The 20,394-nt window shown below is 71.8% G+C and carries 20 protein-coding genes; 5 read left to right on the top strand and 15 right to left on the bottom strand.

Annotated features, from left to right (window positions below):
* Positions 1-320 precede the first annotated feature (320 nt).
* The 7 genes from cbiE to ACFV18_RS26490 all read right to left on the bottom strand — a co-directional run bounded on the left by cbiE (position 321) and on the right by ACFV18_RS26490 (position 7,798).
* Positions 321-1,559: a precorrin-6y C5,15-methyltransferase (decarboxylating) subunit CbiE gene (gene cbiE / locus ACFV18_RS26520; protein ID WP_380487281.1), complete on the bottom strand. Its 1,239-nt coding sequence runs from the start codon at positions 1,557-1,559 to the stop codon at positions 321-323.
* Between the two features lie 162 nt (positions 1,560-1,721).
* A complete protein-coding gene (locus ACFV18_RS26515; RefSeq protein ID WP_380487279.1) occupies positions 1,722-2,348 on the bottom strand; it encodes a GNAT family N-acetyltransferase in 627 nt (208 codons plus the stop codon).
* A 155-nt stretch (positions 2,349-2,503) separates the two neighbouring features.
* On the bottom strand, positions 2,504-3,340 hold the full coding sequence (locus tag ACFV18_RS26510; RefSeq protein WP_380487277.1) for a MetQ/NlpA family ABC transporter substrate-binding protein: 837 nt from the start codon (positions 3,338-3,340) through the stop codon (positions 2,504-2,506).
* A 69-nt stretch (positions 3,341-3,409) separates the two neighbouring features.
* Positions 3,410-4,189, bottom strand: coding sequence for a methionine ABC transporter permease (locus ACFV18_RS26505; RefSeq protein WP_380487275.1), 780 nt, complete (start codon positions 4,187-4,189; stop codon positions 3,410-3,412).
* Complete coding sequence (locus tag ACFV18_RS26500) at positions 4,186-5,229, bottom strand: methionine ABC transporter ATP-binding protein (RefSeq protein ID WP_380487273.1); 1,044 nt, start codon at positions 5,227-5,229, stop codon at positions 4,186-4,188. Before ACFV18_RS26500 ends, ACFV18_RS26505 begins: the two co-directional genes overlap by 4 nt.
* A gap of 421 nt (positions 5,230-5,650) precedes the next feature.
* Positions 5,651-6,142, bottom strand: a complete 492-nt coding sequence (locus ACFV18_RS26495; RefSeq protein ID WP_380487271.1) for a GNAT family N-acetyltransferase — start codon at positions 6,140-6,142, stop codon at positions 5,651-5,653.
* Between the two features lie 291 nt (positions 6,143-6,433).
* A complete protein-coding gene (locus tag ACFV18_RS26490) occupies positions 6,434-7,798 on the bottom strand; it encodes an FAD-binding oxidoreductase (protein WP_380487269.1) in 1,365 nt (454 codons plus the stop codon).
* A 349-nt stretch (positions 7,799-8,147) separates the two neighbouring features.
* Between ACFV18_RS26490 and ACFV18_RS26485 the strand changes: the two genes are divergently transcribed.
* Together ACFV18_RS26485 and ACFV18_RS26480 are read left to right on the top strand one after the other, a co-directional pair.
* The gene (locus ACFV18_RS26485; RefSeq protein WP_380487268.1) at positions 8,148-8,633 is read left to right on the top strand and encodes a hypothetical protein; all 486 of its coding nucleotides are present in this window, start codon (positions 8,148-8,150) and stop codon (positions 8,631-8,633) included.
* 73 nt (positions 8,634-8,706) lie between these two features.
* Positions 8,707-9,975: a VanZ family protein gene (locus ACFV18_RS26480; protein WP_380487266.1), complete on the top strand. Its 1,269-nt coding sequence runs from the start codon at positions 8,707-8,709 to the stop codon at positions 9,973-9,975.
* A 46-nt stretch (positions 9,976-10,021) separates the two neighbouring features.
* Here ACFV18_RS26480 and argH read toward each other — a convergent pair whose 3' ends face one another.
* The 7 genes from argH to argC form a co-directional block, all read right to left on the bottom strand.
* Positions 10,022-11,443 (bottom strand): argininosuccinate lyase, encoded by a 1,422-nt coding sequence (gene argH / locus ACFV18_RS26475; protein WP_380487264.1) that lies wholly within the window; start codon positions 11,441-11,443, stop codon positions 10,022-10,024.
* A gap of 91 nt (positions 11,444-11,534) precedes the next feature.
* On the bottom strand, positions 11,535-12,728 hold the full coding sequence (locus ACFV18_RS26470) for an argininosuccinate synthase (protein ID WP_043908647.1): 1,194 nt from the start codon (positions 12,726-12,728) through the stop codon (positions 11,535-11,537).
* A 108-nt stretch (positions 12,729-12,836) separates the two neighbouring features.
* Positions 12,837-13,382, bottom strand: a complete 546-nt coding sequence (locus ACFV18_RS26465) for an arginine repressor (protein ID WP_380487262.1) — start codon at positions 13,380-13,382, stop codon at positions 12,837-12,839.
* 25 nt (positions 13,383-13,407) lie between these two features.
* Positions 13,408-14,625, bottom strand: coding sequence for an acetylornithine transaminase (locus ACFV18_RS26460; RefSeq protein ID WP_380487260.1), 1,218 nt, complete (start codon positions 14,623-14,625; stop codon positions 13,408-13,410).
* Entirely contained in the window at positions 14,622-15,554 is a 933-nt protein-coding gene (gene argB, locus ACFV18_RS26455) for an acetylglutamate kinase (RefSeq protein ID WP_380487258.1), read from the bottom strand. Before argB ends, ACFV18_RS26460 begins: the two co-directional genes overlap by 4 nt.
* 22 nt (positions 15,555-15,576) lie before the next feature.
* The gene (gene argJ / locus ACFV18_RS26450; RefSeq protein WP_380487305.1) at positions 15,577-16,731 is read right to left on the bottom strand and encodes a bifunctional glutamate N-acetyltransferase/amino-acid acetyltransferase ArgJ; all 1,155 of its coding nucleotides are present in this window, start codon (positions 16,729-16,731) and stop codon (positions 15,577-15,579) included.
* Positions 16,732-16,745: 14 nt separating this feature from the next.
* Positions 16,746-17,774, bottom strand: a complete 1,029-nt coding sequence (gene argC, locus ACFV18_RS26445; protein ID WP_380487256.1) for an N-acetyl-gamma-glutamyl-phosphate reductase — start codon at positions 17,772-17,774, stop codon at positions 16,746-16,748.
* A gap of 105 nt (positions 17,775-17,879) precedes the next feature.
* On the opposite strand from argC, the gene ACFV18_RS26440 reads away from it, so the two are divergent.
* Positions 17,880-19,076, top strand: coding sequence for a hypothetical protein (locus ACFV18_RS26440; protein WP_380487254.1), 1,197 nt, complete (start codon positions 17,880-17,882; stop codon positions 19,074-19,076).
* A gap of 7 nt (positions 19,077-19,083) precedes the next feature.
* Here ACFV18_RS26440 and ACFV18_RS26435 read toward each other — a convergent pair whose 3' ends face one another.
* Positions 19,084-19,671, bottom strand: a complete 588-nt coding sequence (locus ACFV18_RS26435; RefSeq protein ID WP_380487253.1) for a TetR/AcrR family transcriptional regulator — start codon at positions 19,669-19,671, stop codon at positions 19,084-19,086.
* A gap of 92 nt (positions 19,672-19,763) precedes the next feature.
* Between ACFV18_RS26435 and ACFV18_RS26430 the strand changes: the two genes are divergently transcribed.
* Together ACFV18_RS26430 and ACFV18_RS26425 are read left to right on the top strand one after the other, a co-directional pair.
* Positions 19,764-20,168, top strand: a complete 405-nt coding sequence (locus ACFV18_RS26430) for a nuclear transport factor 2 family protein (protein ID WP_380487251.1) — start codon at positions 19,764-19,766, stop codon at positions 20,166-20,168.
* Positions 20,169-20,186: 18 nt separating this feature from the next.
* Positions 20,187-20,288 (top strand): hypothetical protein, encoded by a 102-nt coding sequence (locus ACFV18_RS26425; protein WP_380487249.1) that lies wholly within the window; start codon positions 20,187-20,189, stop codon positions 20,286-20,288.
* The last annotated feature ends 106 nt before the right edge of the window (positions 20,289-20,394 follow it).

Here is a 20,394-nt window from a genome sequence, read left to right as displayed (position 1 = left end):
CCCGTCCCTTACTCCATCGGTCGTCACCCTCAGGGGTGGCGTGCCATCAGAAACAACGACAGCCCCGGGCAACCGGCACGACGGCGCGGCCGCTTTCGGACCCTCACGGCATTCTTCCGGGCAGGTGCGCACCGCGTCGAATGCCCGCGAAGCGGGCTGTTCGGGTTGCAGTGCGTCAAATCGGCCGTAATCATGCCGGATCGGACACGGTGCTGCCGTGACGAATTGCGCCCCGGGGAAACCCTACCGGCCGCGACCGAACCGTTCTCGAAACCCTGTCCGGATGCGACGGGGATCACCGTACCGCCCGGGCCTGACGGTCAGTCGTGCGGTTCGGCCCAGATCAGCAGGGTGTAGTCGCCACGTCCGAAGGAGGGTCCGGCGCCGGCGGCCGGTTCGGCGCGCAGCGGGGCGGACTGGAGCAGCAGGCCGTCGGTGCGGTAGCCGGCGGTGTCGAGGATCTGCCGGGTTTCGCCGGCTTCGGCGAGGCTGCGGGCGACGGCGACGACACGTTCGGGTTTGCGGGCGACGACGGCGCGGACCATGGCGGGTCCGCCGTGTTCGACGGCGACGGCGTCGGGTTCGGGGAGGGCGCCGAGGACGTCGGGTCCGGTGCCGGTGGCGGTCTCGACCTCGACGCCGGCCTTGCGGGCGTTGGCGGTGATCCGGGCGCAGTCGGCGGGTTCGGCTTCGACGGCGACCACGGCGGCGCCGAACCGGGCGGCCTCGACGGCGAGGGCGCCGTCACCTGCGCCGACGGTCCACAGCAGGTCGCCGGGGGTGGGTGCGAGGCGGGCGAGGGCCAGCGCGCGGACGTGCGGGGGCAGTGCGCGGGGGCGTCTGGTGTCGGCGTCCGCGCCGGCGTACGCCCGGTTGGGGAGTGCCCAGCCGCGCTGCGATCCGGGGTGGTCGAGGGGTTTGCCGGCCAGCCAGCCGGCGGCGGCCTCGGTGGGTGGGACGTTGCCGATGACCAGGACGACGGAGGGGTCGCGCCAGTCGTGGTCGGGGACGCGTTCGGAGGTGAGGACGGTGACGTCCTCCTCGGGGGTGCCGAGGGCTTCGCAGACCACGAAGGTGCGGGGGACGCCGCGCAGCATCAGGGCGAGTTCGCTGGGTCCGGCGTCGGCGGTGGTGAGGACGGCGACCTTGGGGTGGGCGCGGCAGATGTTGGCGGCGCGGCGCAGTCGTCCGCCGTGGGCGGAGACCACCTGGGCGTCCTCCCAGGGCATGCCGGCCCGGGCGAAGGCGGCGGCCACCGAGGAGACGGCGGGCAGCACTTCGAGTTCGAGGCCGTACTCGGGGCGGCGCAGGGTGCGCACGACGCCGAAGAATCCGGGGTCGCCCTCGGCGACGACGACGGCGGTGCCGCGGTGGTCGGCGAGGCGGCGGGCGGCGGCCCGCAGGTCGGCGAGGCCGATGCGTTCGGCGCGTTCGGGGACGGGGAGTGCGGCGAGCTGGTAGCCCGCTCCGGCGACCAGGGTGGCTGCGGCGAGTGCGCCGGCGGCTGCCTGGGTCAGTGGGGTGCCGTCCCACCCGATGACCGTGATCCGGTCAGCCATCTGCGGCTGTTCTCCCTATGCCGTGTTCCGCCCCTGGTGGGTGTGCCGGTGCTGTGGTTCCGCCGCCGGTGTTCCCTGGGCAGAGGCTACCGCCTGGCCGGGGTGGTGCGGAGCAGTGGCACGCGCCGGGGGGCGCGCTCAGCGGCGCGGGGTGGGCGCCGGTCAGTGGCGCAGCGCGTGGTGCTGGTCGGCGGGGTGGGCGGGTTCGGGCGGGTCGAGGTCTTCGGGGAGCAGGCTCCACACGATCAGGTCGGTGTGTTCCTCCGGGCCGGGGCCCCATTCGCCGCCGCGGACTATCGCGGCGTTGCGCAGGACGCCTTCGCTGATCGCGCCGGTCTTCTGGGCGACCTGCTGGGCGGCGGTGTTGCCGGCGGCGGTGCGCAGTTCGAGGCGTTGGAAGCCGCGGTCCTCGAACAGCCACTGGGCGGTGCCGAGGACGGCTTCGGGGGCGTAGCCCTCGCCGCGGGCCCAGGGGGCGGTGACGCAGCGGATCTCGGTGGCGCGCAAGTGCCAGTCGGTGCGGTCGAGTTCGAGGAGTCCGACCAGGCGCTGGGTGAGGTGTTCGGTGACGGCGAAAACGATTCCGCGTCCCCGGGTGCGGCGCTCGGGTGCCTGACGGGTGATCAGGTCGTGGGCGTCGGCCTGGGTGTAGGGCCGGGGGTGCTCGGTCCAGGTCTGGACGAGTTCGTCGGAGAGCATCGCGGTCAGGCCGGGGGCGTCCTGGTCCTCAAGGGCGCGCAGCAGCAGCCTTTCGGTGCTGATGGCTGTCTCGGGGAAGTTCGCAACCATGCCGTCTCTCCTCGCCGGGTCGTGGACACACCGTACGCCCCGCCCTTGTCGGGCGTGTCAGCGTACCTGTTCCGGTCCTGGCGGCTGGTCGGCACGGTGCCCCCGGCGGGGAGGCCGGGGGCACCGCGGGGGCTGACGGTGATTCAGCGGGTGACTCAGAACGCGGGGATGACGGCGCCCTGGAAGGTGTCGTCGATGTACTTCTTGACGGCGTCGGAGTGCAGCAGCTCGGCGAGCTTCTTGACCCGCGGGTCGTCCTGGTGGCCCTTCTTGACGGCCAGGATGTTGGCGTACGGGTTGCCCTGGGCCTTCTCCAGCACCAGCGCGTCGGTGGCCGGCTTGAGGTTGGCGCCGAGCGCGTAGTTGCCGTTGATGACGGCGGCGTCCACGTCGTCCAGGGAGCGCGGCAGCTGGGCGGCCTCCAGCTCCTTGAACTTCAGGTGCTTGGGGTTGGAGGCGATGTCGTCGGCGGTGGCGGTGGTGCCGGCGCCGTCCTTGAGGGTGATGATGTTGTTGTCGGCGAGCAGCTTGAGCGCCCGGCCCTCGTTGGTGGCGTCGCTCGGGACGGCGATCTGGGCGCCGTCCTTGAGGTCGGCGATGCTCTTGACCTTCTTGGAGTAGACGCCGAGCGGTTCCAGGTGGACGGTCTCGACGGAGACCACGTCGGTGCCGTTCTTCTTGTTGAAGTCGTCCAGGTAGGGCTGGTGCTGGAAGAAGTTCGCGTCCGCGGATCCGTCCTGGACCGAGGTGTTGGGGGTCACGTAGTCGCTGACCTCCTTGATGTCCAGCTTGAGACCGGCCTGGGCCGCCAGGTTGTCCTGCACGAACTTGAGGATCTGCGCGTGCGGGGTGGAGCTGGCGGCGACCACCAGGGGCTTGTTGGGGTCGGCCGGGGCGGCGGAGTCGGAGCCGCCGCTGGAGCAGGCGGTGAGGCCGGCGACGAGGCCGGCGGCGGTGGCGGTCAGGACGGTGGTCTTCAGAAACTTACGCACGAAAAGTGCCTTTCTGCGGGTGCGAACGGCCCGGGTGGGCCGGGGGCCGCTCCGGTGGGGAGCGGTGGTTCAGTGCGAGGAGACGAGGTCCTCTTCGATCGCCTCGGTGCTCTCCTCGGCGCTCTTCTCCGCGCGCGGCGCGGCCTTCGCGGCCTTCGCGGAGCGGAAGAGGCTCAGCGGGCTGCGGTAGTTGCCGCGGTGGGAGAGCCGGCGGGCGATCAGGTCGCCGAGCAGTTGCAGCGCGGTGACGATGATCACGAGTTCGGCGACGATGACCCACATGAAGGCGGTCTCGAAGCGCTGGTAGCCGTAGCGGACGGCGAGGTCGCCGAGTCCGCCGCCGCCGACCACGCCGGCCATGGTGGAGTAGCCGATCATCGCGATCAGGGTGGTGGTGACGGCGGAGACCAGCGAGGGCAGGCTCTCCGGCAGCAGGGTCTTGCGGACGATGGTGCCGGTGCCGGCGCCCATCGCCTTGAGTGCCTCGACCAGGCCGCCGCTCACCTCGCGCAGCGCGGTCTCCACCAGCCGGGCGAAGAACGGGATGGCGCCGATGGCGAGCGGGACGGTGGCGGCCTGCCAGCCGAGCGAGGTGCCGGTGAACAGCTTGGTGAACGGCACCACCGCGACGATCAGGATGACGAACGGGATGGAGCGTCCGACGTTGACGATCACCCCGAGCACCCGGCTGACGGCGAGGTTCTGCAGCAGGCCGCCCTTGTCGGTGAGCACCAGCAGCAGTCCGAGCGGCAGGCCGATCGCCAGGGTGGCGAGGCCGGCGATGCCGACCATCCCGAGGGTCTCCCAGGTGGCGGGCCACAACAGTTCCTGCATCCGGTCCCAGGTCATGCCGCCGCTCCGTTCGACAGGTCGAGGACGTCCACCTGGAGTCCCTGTTGGCGCAGGTAGCCGATCGGCACCACGTTGTCGGTGTGGCTGCCGGGCAGTTCGACCCGCATGCGGCCGACCAGGCGGCCGGCGATGGTCTCCACGGCGGCGCCGAGGATGTTGATGTCGATCTGGTAGGTGCGGGCCAGCTGGGAGACGAACGGCTGGGCGGGCGCGTCGCCCTGGAAGGTGATCTCCAGGACGGTGTGGTCGTCGCCCGCGCCCAGTGACACGGCGCCGGAGCCGAGGTCGCCGAGCGGGAACAGGTCGCGGGCGATCCGCGAGTGGCCGTCGGCGAGCAGGTCGGTGAGCTGTCCGCTCTCCACGACCTTGCCGCCGCGCATCAGGGCCGCGGAGTCGCAGACCGACTTGATGACGTCCATCTCGTGGGTGATCAGCAGCACGGTGAGGCCGAGTTGCTGGTTGAGGTCGCGCAGCAGGCCCAGGATCGAGCGGGTGGTCTCCGGGTCGAGGGCGCTGGTGGCCTCGTCGGAGAGCAGCACCTTGGGGTCGCCGGCCAGGGCGCGGGCGATGCCGACGCGCTGCTTCTGGCCGCCGGAGAGCTGGCCGGGGTAGCTGCGGGCCTTGTCGGCGAGGCCGACCAGGTCGAGCAGTTCGGCGGCCTTGCGGCGGCGGTCGTGCCGGTCCAGGCCGATGATCTCCAGCGGGAGTTCGACGTTCTGCTGCACGGTGCGCGAGGACAGCAGGTTGAAGTGCTGGAACACCATGCCGATCCGGCGCCGGGCCTCGCGCAGTTCGCGGCCGGCCCGGTGTTCGCTGCCGGCCAGCGCGGTCAGCTCGACGCCGTCCACGGTGACGGTGCCGGAGGTGGGCCGCTCCAGCAGGTTGATGCATCGGATCAGGGTGGACTTGCCGGCGCCGCTGGTGCCGACGACCCCGAACACCTCGCCCTGCCGCACGTGCAGGTCGACGCTGTCCAGCGCCAGGACGTCACGGCCCCGGGAACGGTAGACCTTGATCAGGTCCTTGGTGGTGATCACAGCTGCTTCCGTTTGTTCGTCGGCGGACGACCGTTGGGGCATCCGCGGCAATGGCGGGGAACGGCACCTGGTGCCGGGAAGAGGATCGGGGGGCTGTCGTCGGGTCGGTCAGGGCTGCCGGTCGGACAGGCCGCGCGGGGTGGCGTGGCCCTGGCGAGTCATCGGCGGGACGGGACGTCAGCGGGTGCGCTGGGCGAAGGCTCTCAGCGACAACACATTCGACGGCACATGCGTCGCTCACCTGCCGGCGTCGCGCCGGTGGGGATGCATGTCGTCGTCGTGGTCATGGAACCCAGTAAATCAGACAATTGGTGAACGTCCCAACTCCCAGGACGTACCGTCCGACATGTGGACACGGCCCTTGCGGGGCAAGGGAAACGGCACCCGACCCCGGTCCGGGGCGGGTGCCGAAATGGGTCGTTCAGGCCGCCAGCGAGGTCTCGCCGGACTTGGCCAGGGTGACGATCGACAGCCGGCGGGAGACCTCGCGCACCTCGGTCTCGCGGTAGCCGAGGCTCTGGTACAGCCGAATGTTGCCGAGGCTGCGGTGGCCGGTGAACGCTTCGAAGCGGGCGGCGCCGTCCTCGGCGAGCTGCGCCTCCAGCGCGGTCAGCAGGCGGCGGCCGAGGCCGTGCCGCTGCATCCGCGGGTGCACCACCAGCTTGCCGATCCGGCCGACCCCGGCCTCGTCCACCGAGCCGCGCACCGAGCCGACCACCTCCTCGCCCAGGCGGGCCACCAGGACGCGGTGCCCGGCGAGTTCGGTCTTCAGGCTCTCCAGGCTCTGGGTCAGCGGTTCGAGGGTCCAGTCGCTGTACAGCTCCGCCTCGCTCTGGTAGCCGAGGTACTGGAGCTTGAGGATCTGCTCCGCTTCATCAGGTCCTGCCGCTGCGATGATCACACTCATGCCCATGTGCGGGGGCCTCCATCGTCAATCGCCCGGCGCGCACGAGTGAGGGTCTGGCACCGGCCTTGTCCGAGGTGTGCCCGGACGAGGATCGGCCCGGCCCGGGAAAAGCGCGACACGTCCCACCGGACGGCGGCCTGACGGACCGGAACTGACGCGCTCACGCTCAGCATCCGGACGGTCGGACCACGGTCAAGAGAGACGTTCGCCACCGCTCTACCCAGCCGACCGCTGTTCTCAACCTCCCGGACGCCCGACGTGGCGAGCGTCACGCCTCCCCCCGGCGCGGGCCGGCCGTCACCCGCTCGGGCGGATGTTCTGGTTCACCCGGAACAGGTTCCCCGGGTCGTAGCGGTCCTTCAGCGCCACCAGCCGCTCGTACTTCGCCAGCCCGTAGGCCTCCACCACCGGCCCCTGGCCCTCCACACCCATCAGGTTCACGTACGCCCCGCCCGAGGAGAACGGCCGCATCGCCTCCAGGCACTGCCGCACCCATGCCACCTGCGGCTCCGCCGGGCCGGTGGTCCACCGGCCCACCGCGCTCAGCAGGTACGGGGCCTGCCGGTAGGTGTACGCGCTGTCCTCCGCGCCCACCCGGGCCACCGCGCCGCCCAGGAACGCCAGTTGGGCGTGCGCGTCCGGCGAGGGCAGGGCCGCCACCTGCTCGGCCAGGCGGCCGATCGCCGCGTCGTCCAGCACCGACAGGAACTCCGACCGGCCGAACACGCCCGCGCCCGGGCCCCGGCCGGGGTCCAGCATCTGCTGCCACAGCGTGTACGGGCGGGTCTGCACGGTGTCCGCCACCACGCCCGGCAGTGCGCGCAGCGGCGCCACCACCTCCCGGCCGCGATCGGCCCGGCCGGCCCAGCACAGGCCGATCCGCACCGCCGCCCCCGACGGCAGCTCCGGCACCCCGCGCGGGTGGCCGAACTCGCAGGCCACCGTCAACCCGTCCGGGGCCTGCGCCATGAAGTCCCGCACCGCCGCCACCGTCGCCGCCAGCGCCTCCCCCGGCAGGTACAGCGCCCCGCACAGCACGTGCGGGCCCACCCGGTGCAGCCGGTACGTGAACGAGGTGACCACCCCGAAGTTCCCGCCACCGCCGCGCAGCCCCGCGAACAGCTCCGGGTGCGAGGCCGCGCTCGCCGTCAGCAGCCGGCCCTCGGCGGTCACCACGTCCGCCTCCACCAGGTTGTCGCAGGTCAGCCCGTACGCCCGGGTCAGCCAGCCGATGCCGCCGCCCAGCGTCGTCCCGGCGATGCCCGCCGCCGAGTACGGCGCGCCGGGCGTGGCCAGCGCGAAGGCCTGCGTCTCGTGGTCGAACCCGCCCCAGGTCGCACCGGGCTGCGCCCGGGCGGTCCGCCGTTCCGGGTCCACCCGCACCCCCGTCAGGCCGGACAGGTCGATCAGCATCGCGCCCTCGCCCGTCCCGAGCCCCGCCAGGCTGTGCCCCGCGCCTCGGACGGCCACCGGCAGGCCGTGCTCGCGGGCCACCACGACGGCCTGGAGCACGTCCGCGACCCCGGTGCACCGGGCGATCACCTCGGGCCGGCGGTCCACCGCCGCGTTCCACACCTCCCGCGCCCGGTCGTACCCGGCGTCCCCGGGCACCACGATCTCGCCCCGGAACCCCTCGGCAAGCGCCACGGCTGCATCGGACATGGATCCAGCCTAGGCCGGGCCCGCGCCGCCCGCTCCACCGGAATCGGAGGGGTGGAATCCGGAAGCTGATGACGAAGGCAATAGCGGCGCTTTGCCGGAGTGATGCCCGTCACTGATCATTCTCGCGGACGGTGATCATGCGAACGAATTATCCCGCCATCCGTCGCGGATGCCCCATTTCGGTCCGCCACCACACTGTCACGGATGGTCACAACTGCCATGTTCGGCCAAGCCAGGCCTGCTTGCTGTCCTCGTGCGCACCCGGACATCATCGTCCCGGCCCGGGGGAAATCCGCCGCGGCCGCCCAGAGCACCGCCTTCATTCACCTTCTTTTCTGTGGGGGAAAGTATGCGACTCGTTCACCGTCTTGCCGCGACCACTGCCGCGGCGGTCTCCGTTCTGGCCCTGTCCGGAGCGGCCACCACCGCCTCTGCGGAGGAGCAGCCGGGCAAGCTGATCGGCTCGGCCTCCGTCGCCGTGACCGAGCCGGCCGCCAAGGGTGTCCAGGAGGCAGGGGGCAACTGCAACTACGAGGTCTCCTGCACCAAGCTGACCAACGGCACCCTGTATGTGGGGGTCTACCAGGGCACGAACTTCGGCAACGACATACACGACACCTTCGAGAAGACCGGCGGCGGAACGATCACCGCGCGCTTCGAGTACAACGCCGGCCACGGGACGCAGTACGACCAGGGTTGGTTCACCCAGTCGGCGGGCCAGACCAAGTACTTCCGCTGGCAGAACCAGACCATCGACTACTGCGCACAGGTGGTCGGCATCCTCGAGGTGAGCGGCCAGACATCGTTCCAGACCCCGCCGGTGTACATGTGCTGACACGCGCTGCCTGCGGCCCGCGCCCGAAGGGGGCGCGGGCCGTTCGTTCCTTCCCCGCCGACCTGGATGCACAATGATTCGCGCGATCTTCAACGGGAACCCCGGCCTGCTGCCCGCGTTCCTGGTCACCGCCCTGCTGCTCGGGGCGCTCTCGTTCTATCTCGGGAAGGCCCGCGGACTGCCGCGCTGGTCGGCGGTGCTCGGCGGGGTGTCGCTGGCCGGGGTGCTGACGGCCACGCTGTACCCGACCGGCGGGTCGGGGTCGGCCTCGCAGATGTGCCTGTACAGCCGGGACTTCACGGCGGCGTTCACCACTCAGCAGGGGCTGATGAACGTCGCGATGTTCGTTCCGGCAGCGTTCTTCGCTGCGCACGCGACGCGGCGGCCGGTACTGGTGCTCGCGGGGTGCGTCGGATGGTCGGCCGTCACCGAGACCGTACAGTCGCTGACGCCGGGGATCGGCCGGGCCTGCGACTCCGGCGACTTCGTGGCCAACTCCGCCGGGGCGCTGCTGGGCGTGACGCTGGCGGTGGCGCTCCGACGGGCGTGGCCGTCGCGGCGGGAGTGGTCGGTGGGCGCGGTGACGGCGCTGGTGGCGCTGGTACCCGTGGCGGTGGTACAGCGGGCGGCGGTGACGCCGACCTGGAGCGATGCCGCGCTGTCCCCGGCCCACGACGCGGACCAGCTCGAACTCGCGCGCCGGAACGCGGAGTTGCTTTTCGGGCCGGGCACAGCCGTGATCAGCGTGAAGCACTCGGCAGCGATGGGCGAGACGCCGGAGCAGCTCTTCGTCACCGCCGCCAACGGTTCGTTCCATCTGGAGTGGCCGTCGGGCCGGCTCATCTACGGGTCGATGATCCCGTTCGCCCCACCGACCGGCGGCAGCGACGAGGAGGCCCGGGCGGCGGCGGACGCGTTCGCCGCGAAGTGGTTCCCCGGTGTCACGAGCGGTGCCAACGTGGACGTCTACCGGGCGAACCCGGCGACCGCCCGGCGCACCGTGCAGTACCGGCGCTTCCGGGCCGACGGGCTGCTGCTGCCGATGCGGCTGGACATCGACGTGGACCCGGGCGGCCTGGTCGCCCAGGTCAACTCGCGCATCGTCGCCGACCCCGACCTGCCCGCGGTGACCGTCACCAAGGAGGCGGCGATCGCGGCGGTGACGTCCAAGCACTCCGGGCCGGTCAAGGGCGCGTTCCTGCTGGCGCTGAGGACGGGCGGCCGCTGGCGGGCGTGCTGGGCGGTCACCCTGCTGGTCGATCCCGACCCCGGCAAGCCCGGGGTGTCGTACGTCGTTGACGCGCTCACCGGCGAGGAGATCGTCGCCAACGCGAGCAACTGACGGGAGAGGGGCCGGACGGTTCGTCCGGCCCCCTTTGCCTTGCGGGCTAGCCGATCCAGGCCTGCTGGACGGCCAGGTCCTGCTTGATCTCGGCGAGCTGCACGGCGACCGCCGAGGGGGCGGTGCCGCCGCGGCCGTTGCGGGAGGCGATGGCGCCGTGGACGGACAGGACGGTGCGGACGTCCGGCGTCAGGTGGGTGGAGATGGCGGCGAACTGCTCGTCCGTCAGGTCGGACAGCTCGATGCCCTCGGCCTCGCAGACCTTGACGCAGGCGCCGGCCACCTCGTGGGCGACGCGGAACGGGACGCCCTGCTTGACCAGCCACTCGGCGATGTCGGTGGCGAGCGAGAAGCCGGCGGGGGCGAGCTCTTCGAGGCGCTCGCGGTGCACGGTGAGGGTGGCGATCATGCCGGTGAAGGCGGGGAGCAGGACTTCCAGGGTGTCGCAGGAGTCGAAGACCGGCTCCTTGTCCTCCTGGAGGTCGCGGTTGTAGGCCAGCGGCAGCGCCTTGAGGGTGGCGAGCAGGCCGGTCAGGTTGCCGATCAGGCGGCCGGACTTGCCGCGGGCGAGCTCCGCGATGTCGGGGTTCTTCTTCTGCGGCATGATCGACGACCCGGTGGAGAAGGCGTCGTGCAGCGTGATGAAGCCGAACTCCTTGGTGTTCCAGATGATGATCTCCTCCGCGATCCGCGAGAGGTTGATGCCGATCATCGCGGTGACGAAGGCGAACTCGGCGACGAAGTCGCGGGAGGCGGTGCCGTCGATGGAGTTGCCCACCGAGCCGCGCTCGAAGCCGAGTTCGGCGGCGACGGCCTGCGGGTCGAGGCCCAGCGAGGAGCCGGCCAGCGCGCCGGAGCCGTACGGGGAGACGGCGGTGCGGGTGTCCCACTGGCGCAGCCGCTCGGCGTCCCGGCCCAGCGACTGGACGTGGGCGAGCACGTGGTGGGCGAACAGCACGGGCTGGGCGTGCTGGAGGTGGGTGCGGCCGGGCATCGCGGTGTTCGGATGGGCCTCGGCGAGGCCGACCAGGGCGTGCTGGAGGTCGAGGATCAGCGCGCCGATGGTCTTGGCGTGGTCGCGCAGGTACATCCGGAACAGGGTGGCGATCTGGTCGTTGCGCGAGCGGCCGGCCCGCAGCTTGCCGCCGAGGTCGGCGCCGAGGCGCTCCAGCAGGCCGCGCTCCAGGGCGGTGTGCACGTCCTCGTCGGCGACGGTGCCGACGAAGGCGCCGGAGGCGACGTCGGCCAGCAGCTGGTCCAGCCCGCCGAGCATGCCGGTGAGTTCCTCGTCGCTGAGCAGGCCCGCCTGGTGCAGCACCCGGGCGTGGGCCTTGGAGCCGGCGATGTCGTAGGGGGCGAGCCGCCAGTCGAAGTGGACGGAGGCGGAGAGCTTGGCGAGGGCCTCGGAGGGGCCGTCGGCGAAGCGCGCGCCCCAGAGGCGGACGTCTGCGGGCTGTTCGGCGGTCATCGCGTGGGCTCCTTCGAAGGCGGGTCTGGGTGTGGCGGTGCCCCGGCCGCCGTGGCGGATACGGCGACCGGGGCGGGTACTGCGGGAGGGATCAGGCCAGGTCGCGGCGGGCGGCGATCTTCGAGGACATGCCGAAGATCTCGATGAAGCCCTTGGACATGGACTGGTCGAAGGTGTCGCCGGTGTCGTAGGTGGCGAGGTTGAAGTCGTACAGCGACTGGTCCGACTTGCGGCCGTTGACGACGGCGCGGCCGCCGTGCAGGACCATCCGGATCTCGCCGGAGACGGCCTGGTTGGCCTCGTTGACGAAGCCGTCCAGGGCGCGCTTGAGCGGGGAGAACCACAGGCCGTCGTAGACCAGTTCGGCCCAGCGCTGCTCGACCTGCCGCTTGTAGCGGGCGAGTTCGCGCTCGACGGTGACGTTCTCCAGGGCCTGGTGGGCGGTGATCAGGGCGATCGCGCCGGGGGCCTCGTAGATCTCGCGGGACTTGATGCCGACCAGGCGGTCCTCGACCATGTCGAGGCGGCCGATGCCCTGGGCGCCGGCCCGCTTGTTCAGCTCCTCGATGGCCTGCAGGACGGAGACCTTGCGGCCGTCGATGGCGACCGGGACGCCCGCGTCGAAGGTGATGACGACCTCGTCGGCCTCGCGCGGGGTGGCCGGGTTCTGGGTGTACTCGTAGACGTCCTCGATCGGGGCGTTCCAGATGTCTTCCAGGAAGCCGGTCTCGACGGCGCGGCCGAAGACGTTCTGGTCGATCGAGTACGGGTTCTTCTTGGTGGTGACGATCGGGAGGTTCTTGGCCTCGGCGAAGGCGATCGCCTTGTCGCGGGTCATCGCGTAGTCGCGGACCGGGGCGATGCACTTCAGGTTCGGGGCCAGCGACTGGATGCCGACCTCGAAGCGGACCTGGTCGTTGCCCTTGCCGGTGCAGCCGTGGGCGACGGTGGTGGCGCCGTGCTTCTGCGCGGCGGCGACCAGGTGCTTGACGATCACCGGCCGGGACAGCGCGGAGACCAGCGGGTACTGGCCCTGGTAGAGGGCGTTGGCCTTGAGGGCGGGCAGGCAGTACTCGTTCGCGAACTCGTCGCGGGCGTCGGCGACCTCGGCCTCGACGGCGCCGCAGTCGAGCGCGCGCTGGCGGATGACCTCCAGGTCCTCGCCGCCCTGGCCGACGTCGACCGCGACGGCGATGACCTCGGCGCCGGTCTCCTCGGCGATCCAGCCGATGCAGACGGACGTGTCCAGACCGCCCGAGTAGGCGAGTACGACGCGCTCAGTCACGGCTTTCTCCTTCAGTACAGGTTTCATGCGGCGTTAGGCATAAGTATGCACGAGTGCGTATGCATTGCCAAACCGGTGGCACTCGGTGGAACGGAAAGGGGTGGAGGGCTACTGCGACTTGGCCTGGGCGAGCTGCATCAGGTGGTCGGCGAGCGCCTGGCCGCCGGCCGCGTCGCGGCTGATCAGCAGGACGGTGTCGTCGCCGGCGATGGTGCCGATGATCTCGAACACCTCGGCGGTGTCGATCGCGGAGGCCAGGAACTGGGCGGCGCCGGGCGGGGTGCGCAGCACGACCAGGTTGCCGGAGGCGGTCGCGGAGACCATCAGCTCGCCCGCCAGCCGGGCCATCCGGGCCTCGCTGGCGGACTCGCCCATGGGGGCGCGCGGGGTGCGGTCGCCGCCCTCGGCCGGGACGGCGTAGATGAGCGCGCCGTCCCGGTTGCGGATCTTCACCGCTCCGAGTTCGTCCAGGTCCCGGGAGAGGGTGGCCTGGGTGACCACGAGGCCGTCGTCGGCGAGCAGCTTGGCCAGCTGGCTCTGCGAGCGGACGGGCTGACGGGTCAGCAGGTCCACGATGCGGCGGTGGCGCGCGGTGCGGGTCTGCGGGACCTGCGGCGTGGGTGCCGCGGTCGACTCGGGGCGGGGTTCGGTCATAACTGAAGATTCTCCTGAAAGACGCTCAGCTGTTCGCGTCGGGGGCCGTTTCGCGGACCGTTCGGAGGATCGCGGGCAGTGCGGCGAGGAACCGGTCGGCCTGCTCCTCGGTCAGGATCAGCGGCGGAACCAGCCGTACGGCGTCCGCGACGGCCGCGTTGACCAGGAAACCTGCGTCCTGCGCGGCGGCCTGGACCTGGGCGGCGACGGGCTGCGTGAGCACGATACCCAGCAGCAGGCCCTTGCCGCGCACCTGTGCGACCAGGGGGTCGCCGATCGCCTCGATGCCGTGGCGCAGGCGCTCGCCGAGCTTGGTGGCGTGCTCCAGCAGGCCCTGCTCCTCGATGGTGCGCAGCACGGCGAGGCCGGCGGCGGCGACCACGGGGTTGCCGCCGAAGGTGGTGCCGTGCTGGCCGGGGGCGAGGAGTTCGGCGGTGTCGCCGAAGGCGAGCACGGCGCCGATCGGCAGACCGCCGCCGAGGCCCTTGGCGAGGGTGACGATGTCCGGGTCGGCGCCGTCCTCGGCCTGGTGGGCGTACCAGTGGCCGGTGCGGCCGATGCCGGTCTGGATCTCGTCCAGGACCAGCAGGGTGCCGGTGGCGCGGGTGATCTCGCGGGCGGCCGACAGGTAGCCCGGGGGCATCGGGATGGCGCCGTTCTCGCCCTGGATGGGCTCGATGAAGACGGCGGCGGTGTCGGTGGTGACGGCCTGGCGCAGGGCTTCGATGTCGCCGAGCGGGACGTGCGTGACCTCGCCGGGCAGTGGCTTGAAGGGTTCCTGCTTGGCGGGCTGGGCGGTGAGCGCGAGGGCGCCCATGGTGCGGCCGTGGAAGGCGCCCTGGACGGAGACCAGGTGGGTGCGGCCGGTCAGCCGGGAGATCTTGAAGGCGGCCTCGTTGGCCTCGGCGCCGGAGTTGCAGAAGAACACCCGCGCCGGGCGGCCGGCCAACTCGACGAGCTTTTCGGCGAGTTGGATGGTCGGCTCGGCCATGAACAGGTTGGAGACGTGGCCGAGGGTGGCGATCTGCTCGGTGACGGCGGTGACGATCGCCGGGTGCGCGGTGCCGAGCGCGTTGACGGCGATGCCGCCGACCAGGTCGAGGTACTCGTTGCCGTCGGCGTCCCACAGCAGGGCGCCCTCGCCGCGGACCAGCGGGATGCGCGGGGTGCCGTAGTTGTGCATCAGGGTGTGCCGGTACCGCTCGGTGATCGACGCGTTGCTGCTGACCGGTTCGTTGCTCATGCCAGGCCCCCCAGGACGGTGGTCTCGTCGTCGGGCACGACCATGGTGCCGATGCCCTCGTCGGTGAAGATCTCCAGCAGCAGGCTGTGCTGGACCCGGCCGTCCAGCACGCGGGCGGTGCCCACGCCGGAGCGGACGGCGCGCAGGCAGCCCTCCATCTTGGGGAGCATGCCGCTGGCCAGGGTCGGCAGCATCTCCTCCAGTTCGGAGGCGCTGAGCTGGCTGATCACGTCGTCGGAGTTCGGCCAGTCCTTGTAGAGGCCCTCGACGTCGGTGAGTACGACCAGCATCTCGGCGCCGAGCGCGGACGCCAGGGCGGAGGCGGCGGTGTCGGCGTTGATGTTGTAGACGTGGCCGTCGGCGCCGCGGGCGATCGAGGAGATCACCGGGATGCGGCCGTCGGCGATCAGTGCCTTGACCGCGCCGGCCTCGATGTTGACGATGTCGCCGACCAGGCCGATGTCGACCTGTTCGCCCTCGACCACGGCGTAGCGCTTGACGGCGGTCATGGTGTGGGCGTCCTCGCCGGTCATGCCGACGGCGAACGGGCCGTGGGCGTTGAGCAGGCCGACCAGTTCGCGCTGGACCTGTCCGGCGAGCACCATCCGGACCACGTCCATGGTCTCGGGGGTGGTGACGCGCAGGCCGGCGGTGAACGAGGACTCCAGGCCGAGCCGGTCGAGCTGGGCGCTGATCTGCGGGCCGCCGCCGTGCACCACGACGGGGTGCAGGCCGGCGTAGCGGAGGAAGACCACGTCCTGGGCGAAGGCGGCCTTCAGGTCCTCGTCCACCATGGCGTTGCCGCCGAACTTGATGACGACGGTCTTGCCGTGGAAGCGCTCCAGCCAGGGCAGCGCCTCGATCAGGGTGCGGGCCTTGGGCAGGGCGGCGTTGCTGCGGGCCTGTTCGCCCTTGGGTGCGATCTGCATGGCTTGTGTCGATTCCCCCGGGTCAGCTGGAGTAGGCGCTGTTCTCGTGCACGTACTCGGCGGTCAGGTCGTTGGTCCAGATGCTGGCACTGGCCCGGCCGGCCTTCAGGTCGGCGGTGATGACGACCTCGCGGCCCTTCATGGAGACCAGGTCGCGGTCCTCGCCAACGCCGCCGTTCCGGCACACCCAGACGCCGTTGATGGCGACGTCCAGCTGGTCGGGGTCGAAGGCGGCGGAGGTGGTGCCGATCGCGGACAGCACCCGGCCCCAGTTCGGGTCCTCGCCGTGGATGGCGCACTTGAGCAGGTTGCTGCGGGAGATGGTGCGGGCGACGTCGACGGCCTCGTCCTCGGTGGCGGCGTTCACGATGTCGATCCGGATGTCCTTGGACGCGCCCTCGGCGTCGCCGATCAGCCGGCGGGCCAGGTCGGCGCAGACGGTGCGCACGGCCTCGGCGAACTCGGCCTGCTCGGGGGTGACCTGGGACGCGCCGGAGGCGAGCAGCAGCACCGTGTCGTTGGTGGACATGCAGCCGTCGGAGTCGACCCGGTCGAAGGTGGTGCGGGTGGCGTCGCGCAGCGCGGCGTCCAGCTGCGCGGACTCGACCACGGCGTCGGTGGTGACCACGACCAGCATGGTGGCCAGGCCCGGGGCGAGCATGCCCGCGCCCTTGGCCATGCCGCCGACCGTCCAGCCGGCCGGGCTGGTGACCTGGGCGGTCTTGTGCACGGTGTCGGTGGTCTTGATGGCGATCGCGGCGGCCTCGCCGCCGGTGGTGCTGAGCGCCTTTGCGGCCTGCTCGATGCCGGGCAGCAGCTTGTCCATCGGCAGCCGGACGCCGATCAGGCCGGTGGAGCAGACCGCGACCTCGATCGCGCCGACGCCGAGTTCGGCGGCGACCTTCTCGGCGGTGGCGTGGGTGTCCTGGAAGCCCTCCGGGCCGGTGCAGGCGTTCGCGCCACCGGAGTTGAGGACGACGGCGGTCAGCTCGCCGTCCTTCAGCACCTGCCGCGACCACTTCACCGGCGCGGCGTGCACCCGGTTGGAGGTGAACACGCCGGCGGCGGCGTGCAGCGGGCCGTCGTTGACGACCAGCGCGAGATCCGGGGTGCCGGACGCCTTGATGCCGGCGGTGACGCCCGCCGCGCGGAAGCCCTTCGCCGCGGTGACGCCGATGTTCTGGGTGTCCGTCATGGTGCGACTCCGTTCAGCGGGAGGCCGAGCTCCTCGGGCAGTCCGAGGGCGATGTTCATGCTCTGCACCGCGCCACCGGCGGTGCCCTTCACCAGGTTGTCGATCGCGCTGATCGCGATGATCCGCCCGGCGTGCTCGTCCAGCACCACCTGCAGCACGGCCGCGTTCGAGCCGTAGACCGAGGAGGTGTGCGGCCACTGGCCCTCGGGCAGCAGGTGGACGAACGGCTCGTCGCCGTACGCCTGCTCGTACGCGGCTCTGAGTTTCTCGGCCGTGGTGCCGGGCTTCGCCTTGGCGGAGCAGGTGGCGAGGATGCCGCGCGGCATCGGCGCGAGCGTCGGGGTGAAGGAGACGGTGACCGGCTCGCCCGCGAGCGGGGTGAGGTTCTGCGCCATCTCCGGGGTGTGCCGGTGGCCGCCGCCGACGCCGTACGGGCTCATCGAGCCCATCACCTCGCTGCCCAGCAGGTGCGCCTTGGCGGCCTTTCCGGCGCCGGAGGTACCGGACGCGGCGGTGATCACCGCCTCCGGCTCGGCCAGGCCCGCGGCGAACATCGGGAACATCGCGAGCGTCACGGCCGTCGGGTAGCAGCCCGGCACCGCGATCCGCCTGCTGCCTTTCAACGCGTCACGGTGGCCCGGCAGTTCGGGCAGGCCGTAGGGCCAGGTGCCGGCGTGCGGGGAGCCGTAGAACTGCTCCCAGTCGGCCGCCGACCTCAGCCGGTGGTCGGCGCCGAGGTCCACGACGAGGACGTCCTCGCCGAGCTGGGCGGCGATCTCGGCGGACTGGCCGTGCGGCAGGCCGAGGAACACGATGTCGTGCCCCGCCAGCGTCTGCGCGTTCGTCGGCTCCAGCACCCGGTCGGCCAGCCCGATCAGGTGCGGCTGCAGCGCACCGAAGCGCTGACCCGCGTTGGAGCCGCCGGTCAGCGCCCCGATCTCCACCTCCGGATGCCCCTGCAGCAGGCGCAGCACCTCACCGCCCGCGTATCCGCTCGCTCCGGCGACGGCAACTCGCAATACCATGGCATTCCCTCCTGAAGCCCAGCATGAATATACGCAGTCCAGCAAAATCATGCAAGAATGACGACTGTCGTACCGGCTGTCGTACACCCGTCCTAGCCTGCCGCCATGACCGAACTCGCCGTACTGGACCGCCTACTGGACGACAGCGACTTCCCGGTGGAGCAGCTGAGCTGCCACCCGCGGCTGCCGCTGGCCGTCGGCACGTCGACCGACTGCCGTACCGTCCGCATCTTCGGCTGGGGCGAGGGGCGGCTGCGCGAGCTTGCCGCGCTCGACGTCGAGCCGGGCACCGCGCCCTGGGGCGACTCGGCGCCGCAGGCGGTGGCCTGGCATCCGCACCTGCCGCTGCTGGCCGTGGCCGACGGGGAGTTCCTGCTGCGGTGGACCCCCGACGGGTCGTCGGATCCGGTGCGCACCCCCGCCGGGACGGCGTACGACGCGCTGGCGTTCAGCCCGGACGGCGGCACGCTGTGGGCCACGCCCTCCGCCGACCAGGGCTGGGCGGCTTCGGACGTCCTCGACCCCGCCACCGGCGCGGTCACCGGCACCGCCCGGCCCTGGGACACCGGCGTCTCCGTCCACCCGTCCGGCGAGCTGGCCGCCACCCTGGCCAGCGACCAGGGCGCCACCTACTGCCTGTTCGCCCGCCCCGGCGACGGTCCCGCGGCGACGATGCGGACGCTGCGACAGGCGCTGATCCTGGACTGCGACGGCTACGGCGCCCCGTTGTTCAGCTCCGACGGACGGCACTTCGCGATCCGCGGCAACGCGTACGTGGACATGCTGGAGGTCTTCGCCTTCCCCTCGCTGCGGAAGGCCCTGTCGACGACGCTCGCCGAGGACCACTCCGTGGAGTGGCCGCGCGACAACCTCGCCTGGGGCGCCCGGCCCGGCGTGCTGTGGATCGGCACGCCGACCGGCTCGCTCCTCGAACTCGACGTCGAGGCCCAGGAAGCCACCGAGCACGCCTCCCCCGACGGCACCCCGATCGCCGCCCTGGCCGCCACCGCCAGCGGCGACCTGCTGGTCGCCCGCGACGACGGCGAACTCGTCCTGCTGTCGGTGCGGCCCGCGCCCGTCGCGCCCGCCGTCGAACCGAACGACGACGTCGCGGCGTTCCTCGCGGGAACGGAAGACGCACCCCTGGACGGCGAGCTGGAGGAGCACCTGACCGTCACCGACGGCACCCGCAGCTGGACGGACGACGAGCTCGCGGAAGTCACCGAGACCGGCCCCGGCGATCCGACCTGGCTGCGGATCCAGGCCGGCATGAACCGGTTCCGGGGCGCTCGGGCCACCTGACGTCCGATCAGCCCCGGGCGGGCCGGGCCGTCCCGGCTTCGAGGATCTGGACGGCCAGCTCCCGCGCGGAGGCGACCGGGTCGGTGTCCGGGCGGGTGGCCGCGGCCGCCAGGGCTCCGTCGATCAGGAGCAGCAGCTGATCGGCGGCGCGGTCCGGTCGGGGATGGCCGAGCCTGACGAGTTCGGCCGCCAGGAGCCGGCTCACGCGCGCCCGGTAGGAGCGGGTGACGGCGTGGCCCGGGTGGTCGGGGTCGGCCAGGGCCAGGTCGGCGGCGAGGTACCGGCAGCCTCGGAAGTCCGGCCCGGTGACGACGTCGGCGAGCTTGTCGAAGACGGCCAGCAGGCGCTCGCGCGGGTCGTCGCCGGCGTCGGCCATGGTCTGCCGGTACGCGGCCTCGTCCTCGGCGGCGCTCCGGCGAAGGACCTCGGCGATCAGGCCGTCCTTCCCGCCGAAGTGCTCGTACAGGGAGCGGCGGGCCGCATTCGCGCCCTTCAGCAGGGCGTCCACCCCCACACCGACGCCGTGGCGGTAGGTCAGTTCCTGTGCCGCCTCCAGCAGGCGCTCGCGCGGTCCTGGTTCCGTCCGGGTGCTCATGGGTGCCAGCCTGCCAGTGGTTGACCGGTAGATCAACCGTTCTATACATTCCTGGTAGACCGACCGTTCTATCTACGACGGAGTGGATCCTCATGCCTGCTCGCACGACCACCGATGTCATCGACCGCTTCAACCACGCCTTCGTCCACCACGACCCCGACGCCCTCGACGACCTGCTGGGCGAGCACTGCGTCATGGAGGCGATCCAGCCGGCACCGGACGGTGAACGCCTCGAAGGCCGGGAGGCCTGCCTCGCCTTCTGGCGGGCGCTCGCGGCCGACCGCACCACCCAGTTCCGGCCCGAGGACGTCACCGTGGCGGGCGACCGCGCGACGATCCGCTGGCGCTACCGCTTCGGCGACGGGCCCGCCGACTCCGTGCGGGGCGTGAACCTCATGCGCGTCGAGGACGGCCTGATCGTGGAGGCCCTCGGCTACAGCAAGACCGGCGATGCCGTCCCGCCGGCCGCCGACGGCCCGGTGTCCGCCCGTGCGTAGCAGCGGCGGCCGCGCCCGGTGATCGACCGGGCCGTCCCGTTCGACGAAGCCCCGGAGGCCTTTCGCCACTACGCGTCAGGAGCCGCCTTCGGCAAGGTGCTCATCAGCCACCGGGCGTGACCGACGGCCCGGGTCCGCCGGTACCGGGCCGGGGCTGCCCGGGCACGCGGCTCCGGGTCGCGGTCACGACGTGACGTCCGATCAGCCCGGGGCGGGTCGCGGTGCA

The organism is Kitasatospora sp. NPDC059673 (assembly GCF_042734215.1).
Taxonomy (GTDB): Bacteria; Actinomycetota; Actinomycetes; order Streptomycetales; family Streptomycetaceae; genus Kitasatospora.
This window is presented reverse-complemented; position numbering and strand designations above follow the sequence as displayed.

Bases quoted from the DNA above. Each gene is read 5' to 3' on its own strand.
- ACFV18_RS26505 (WP_380487275.1), bottom strand. From the start codon at position 4,189: ATGACCTGGGACCGGATGCAGGAACTGTTGTGGCCCGCCACCTGGGAG.
- argH (WP_380487264.1), bottom strand. From the start codon at position 11,443: ATGACCGCCGAACAGCCCGCAGACGTCCGCCTCTGGGGCGCGCGCTTC.
- ACFV18_RS26480 (WP_380487266.1), top strand. From the start codon at position 8,707: ATGATTCGCGCGATCTTCAACGGGAACCCCGGCCTGCTGCCCGCGTTC.
- ACFV18_RS26485 (WP_380487268.1), top strand. From the start codon at position 8,148: ATGCGACTCGTTCACCGTCTTGCCGCGACCACTGCCGCGGCGGTCTCC.
- ACFV18_RS26430 (WP_380487251.1), top strand. From the start codon at position 19,764: ATGCCTGCTCGCACGACCACCGATGTCATCGACCGCTTCAACCACGCC.
- ACFV18_RS26465 (WP_380487262.1), bottom strand. From the start codon at position 13,382: ATGACCGAACCCCGCCCCGAGTCGACCGCGGCACCCACGCCGCAGGTC.
- ACFV18_RS26435 (WP_380487253.1), bottom strand. From the start codon at position 19,671: ATGAGCACCCGGACGGAACCAGGACCGCGCGAGCGCCTGCTGGAGGCG.
- argC (WP_380487256.1), bottom strand. From the start codon at position 17,774: ATGGTATTGCGAGTTGCCGTCGCCGGAGCGAGCGGATACGCGGGCGGT.
- cbiE (WP_380487281.1), bottom strand. From the start codon at position 1,559: ATGGCTGACCGGATCACGGTCATCGGGTGGGACGGCACCCCACTGACC.
- ACFV18_RS26440 (WP_380487254.1), top strand. From the start codon at position 17,880: ATGACCGAACTCGCCGTACTGGACCGCCTACTGGACGACAGCGACTTC.
- ACFV18_RS26490 (WP_380487269.1), bottom strand. From the start codon at position 7,798: ATGTCCGATGCAGCCGTGGCGCTTGCCGAGGGGTTCCGGGGCGAGATC.
- ACFV18_RS26515 (WP_380487279.1), bottom strand. From the start codon at position 2,348: ATGGTTGCGAACTTCCCCGAGACAGCCATCAGCACCGAAAGGCTGCTG.
- ACFV18_RS26495 (WP_380487271.1), bottom strand. From the start codon at position 6,142: ATGGGCATGAGTGTGATCATCGCAGCGGCAGGACCTGATGAAGCGGAG.
- ACFV18_RS26460 (WP_380487260.1), bottom strand. From the start codon at position 14,625: ATGAGCAACGAACCGGTCAGCAGCAACGCGTCGATCACCGAGCGGTAC.
- argB (WP_380487258.1), bottom strand. From the start codon at position 15,554: ATGCAGATCGCACCCAAGGGCGAACAGGCCCGCAGCAACGCCGCCCTG.